Origin of the sequence: Enterobacter sp. 342 (assembly GCF_036663495.1) — a bacterium.
Taxonomy (GTDB): domain Bacteria; phylum Pseudomonadota; class Gammaproteobacteria; order Enterobacterales; family Enterobacteriaceae; genus Enterobacter.
Window position 1 is genome coordinate 45,049 of sequence record NZ_JAWUEI010000026.1, and the last position, 3,082, is coordinate 48,130.

Consider the following 3,082-nt stretch of genomic DNA (forward strand, 5'->3'; position numbering starts at 1 on the left):
GGTGGGCGATGACGGGCTCGAACCGCCGACCCCCTCCGTGTAAAGGAGATGCTCTACCAACTGAGCTAATCGCCCATTCTCAATTCTTATCTACACTGCGAGTCTACGTGAAGTAGATGGTGGGTGATGACGGGCTCGAACCGCCGACCCCCTCCGTGTAAAGGAGATGCTCTACCAACTGAGCTAATCACCCCCGCTGTGTGGAGTCGCATTATAGGGAGAGTTGAAAATGAGTCAACGCATTTTCTAAAGTTTTTATTCGTTCGTCGTAAAATTAAACAAAACGATCGCGAAATGGGCGATGGAGCATGATTTCTAAACAAAAATAGCAAACTCGGTCACGATAAAGGGATCAAGATTGAGGAATCCCCCCACAGTGATAGAATATTGCCCATCGTTTTTTCCCCAGGATTTGCCGAATACCGGCATCTTTATAACGTAAGGCCATTTCATGAAAATCAAAACTCGCTTCGCGCCGAGCCCGACAGGCTATCTGCACGTCGGTGGTGCTCGTACTGCTCTCTATTCCTGGCTTTTTGCTCGTCACAACAAAGGTGAGTTCGTCCTGCGTATTGAAGACACCGATCTTGAGCGCTCCACGCCGGAAGCAATTGAAGCCATCATGGATGGTATGAACTGGCTGAATCTGGAATGGGATGAAGGCCCATACTTCCAGACCAAACGTTTTGACCGCTATAACGCTGTGATTGATGAGATGCTGGTCGCGGGCACGGCATATAAATGCTATTGCTCCAAAGAGCGTCTGGACGCGCTGCGTGAAGAGCAAATGGCGAACGGTGAGAAGCCACGTTATGACGGCCGCTGCCGCCACGACCATAGCGAACATGCTGCTGATGAGCCATGCGTGGTGCGTTTTGCTAACCCGCAAGAGGGTTCAGTGATCTTCGACGACCAGATCCGTGGCCCGATCGAATTCAGCAATCAGGAGCTGGACGATCTGATCATCCGCCGTACTGACGGTTCTCCAACCTATAACTTCTGCGTTGTGGTTGATGACTGGGATATGGAAATTACGCACGTTGTTCGTGGTGAAGATCATATCAACAACACCCCACGCCAGATCAACATTCTGAAAGCGCTGAATGCGCCTGTTCCAGTCTATGCGCACGTCTCCATGATTAACGGCGACGATGGTAAAAAGCTGTCTAAACGCCATGGCGCGGTCAGTGTCATGCAGTACCGTGATGATGGTTATCTGCCGGAAGCGCTGCTGAACTACCTGGTGCGTCTGGGCTGGGCTCACGGTGACCAGGAGATCTTCAGCCGCGAAGAGATGATCAATCTGTTCTCTCTGAGCTCTGTGAGCAAATCGGCGAGTGCATTTAATACCGACAAGTTGCTGTGGCTGAACCACCATTACATCAATACCATGCCGCCTGAATATGTCGCGACATACCTGCAGTGGCACATTGAGCAGGCAAATATTGATACCCGTACTGGCCCAGAGCTGGCGGATCTGGTGAAACTGCTCGGCGAGCGCTGCAAGACACTGAAAGAGATTGCCGAAAGCTGCCGCTACTTCTATGAAGAGTTTGATGAGTTCGACGCGGACGCCGCGAAGAAACATCTGCGCCCGGTTGCGCGTCAGCCGCTGGAAGTGGTGCGTGACAAGCTGGCTGCTCTTACCGAATGGACTGCAGAAAATGTGCATCACGCCATTCAGGCAACTGCTGATGAGCTGGAAGTCGGCATGGGGAAAGTGGGCATGCCATTGCGCGTTGCGGTGACCGGTGCGGGTCAGTCCCCGGCGCTGGATGTGACTGTCCACGCCATCGGCAAGTCGCGTAGTGTGGCGCGTATTAACAAGGCGCTGGACTTTATCTCTGAACGCGAAAATCAGCAGTAATTAAGTCTTCTGGACGAAAAACGGCAGGGTAACCTGCCGTTTTTTTTATGTATTTGATTCGGCAATACCCAGGCGTGTAAGAAAGCCGCGTATACCTTCACGTTTCAGTAATGTGTCCAGACGCTTCTGCTCAAGCTGAGTCAAACTCTCCAGCGTTTCGATAATGCCCGAACGCAGGTTTGGCGAGGGGTCACTGTATGATGAGGGGACTTCTGCCAGATGGTAAACCGCCTGGCGAGTACGGATAGCCGGGAGGCTCATAATATGTTCCTTCACGCGCGCATCAACATGGATTAGCCGCGCCCGACCGCCTTTCACGCCATTGAGCCCTTCAGTTTTCCAACCCTGTTGACGTATCCAGCGATTAATGGTCTGTCTGGCAACACCTAAACTCTCCGCCAACTCTTCCGTGGTCATTTTACTACGTAATCTTTTCATATTAGTTCTGGTCGCGAATCCCTAAACGTTGCAACAATCCGGTTATCCCTTCCCGCAGTAACAATGATGTCATTTGCTTCTGCTCTTCCGGAGTCATTTCATTGGCCAGCGTCAGGAGCAGGGTATGAAGCGAACCATCATGGCTGGTGCCTTCTGGTATATCGGACGTTTCAGTTGCCCGGCGTGCGCTGCGGATAAAGTCACGCACTTTTTCGTTCACATGTACCAGACGCGCTTTTCCGCCCTGGACTCCCGGTTTTGGTGATGTAATCCAACCCTCTTTACGTACCCATTTATTGATGGTCTGGCGGCTATAGCCAGTGAGCAGGGCTAACTCTTCTGGCGTCATTCGTTCCTTGATCATGCAATTTCCTGAATATTTGTAGGGTTAATTAACGGTTCATTTTATAGCACCGTTTTACGTGAAAACGTGACAGGCTTAACTCATGACTGCGAGCAGGCTCGCAAAGTGATTCATTTGCATGATTTTTCGGCGATTGAGCAGCGGTCATTGATTTTGCCGTTGACACTCCGCAGCGGAATTCATATTATGCCGCCCGTCAACATGACAGCTTTACGATGGGGCTATAGCTCAGCTGGGAGAGCGCTTGCATGGCATGCAAGAGGTCAGCGGTTCGATCCCGCTTAGCTCCACCAAACTCTGAACCCAACAGAGTGCGGTCAGTAAAGTAACATGTGGGGCTATAGCTCAGCTGGGAGAGCGCTTGCATGGCATGCAAGAGGTCAGCGGTTCGATCCCGCTTAGCTCCACCAAAA

At 51.5% G+C, this 3,082-nt stretch carries 3 protein-coding genes and 4 tRNA genes; 3 read left to right on the forward strand and 4 right to left on the reverse strand.

Translation table 11 applies throughout. The features are described from left to right. Positions 1-2: 2 nt before the first annotated feature. Both V6E55_RS18670 and V6E55_RS18675 read right to left on the reverse strand, forming a co-directional pair. Positions 3-75 (reverse strand) — tRNA-Val (locus V6E55_RS18670). 42 nt (positions 76-117) lie between these two features. Then, positions 118-193, reverse strand: a tRNA-Val gene (locus V6E55_RS18675). A 258-nt stretch (positions 194-451) separates the two neighbouring features. Here V6E55_RS18675 and gltX point away from each other — a divergent pair. After that, positions 452-1,867: a glutamate--tRNA ligase gene (gene gltX, locus V6E55_RS18680; RefSeq protein ID WP_028016177.1), complete on the forward strand. Its 1,416-nt coding sequence runs from the start codon at positions 452-454 to the stop codon at positions 1,865-1,867. 45 nt (positions 1,868-1,912) lie between these two features. On the opposite strand, the gene V6E55_RS18685 is transcribed toward gltX, so the two are convergent. Both V6E55_RS18685 and V6E55_RS18690 read right to left on the reverse strand, forming a co-directional pair. Beyond that, positions 1,913-2,305 carry a YfeC-like transcriptional regulator gene (locus V6E55_RS18685; RefSeq protein WP_236919661.1) on the reverse strand — a complete coding sequence of 131 codons (393 nt, stop codon included), beginning with the start codon at positions 2,303-2,305 and terminating at the stop codon, positions 1,913-1,915. A gap of 1 nt (position 2,306) precedes the next feature. Next, complete coding sequence (locus V6E55_RS18690; protein ID WP_114977596.1) at positions 2,307-2,669, reverse strand: YfeC-like transcriptional regulator; 363 nt, start codon at positions 2,667-2,669, stop codon at positions 2,307-2,309. A gap of 217 nt (positions 2,670-2,886) precedes the next feature. Here V6E55_RS18690 and V6E55_RS18695 point away from each other — a divergent pair. Both V6E55_RS18695 and V6E55_RS18700 read left to right on the forward strand, forming a co-directional pair. Then, positions 2,887-2,962, forward strand: a tRNA-Ala gene (locus V6E55_RS18695). Between the two features lie 41 nt (positions 2,963-3,003). Beyond that, positions 3,004-3,079, forward strand: a tRNA-Ala gene (locus tag V6E55_RS18700). Positions 3,080-3,082: the final 3 nt, after the last annotated feature.

Excerpts from the sequence above, each read along its gene's own strand:
- gltX (WP_028016177.1), top strand. The coding sequence starts at position 452 with ATGAAAATCAAAACTCGCTTCGCGCCGAGCCCGACAGGCTATCTGCAC.
- V6E55_RS18685 (WP_236919661.1), bottom strand. The coding sequence starts at position 2,305 with ATGAAAAGATTACGTAGTAAAATGACCACGGAAGAGTTGGCGGAGAGT.
- V6E55_RS18690 (WP_114977596.1), bottom strand. The coding sequence starts at position 2,669 with ATGATCAAGGAACGAATGACGCCAGAAGAGTTAGCCCTGCTCACTGGC.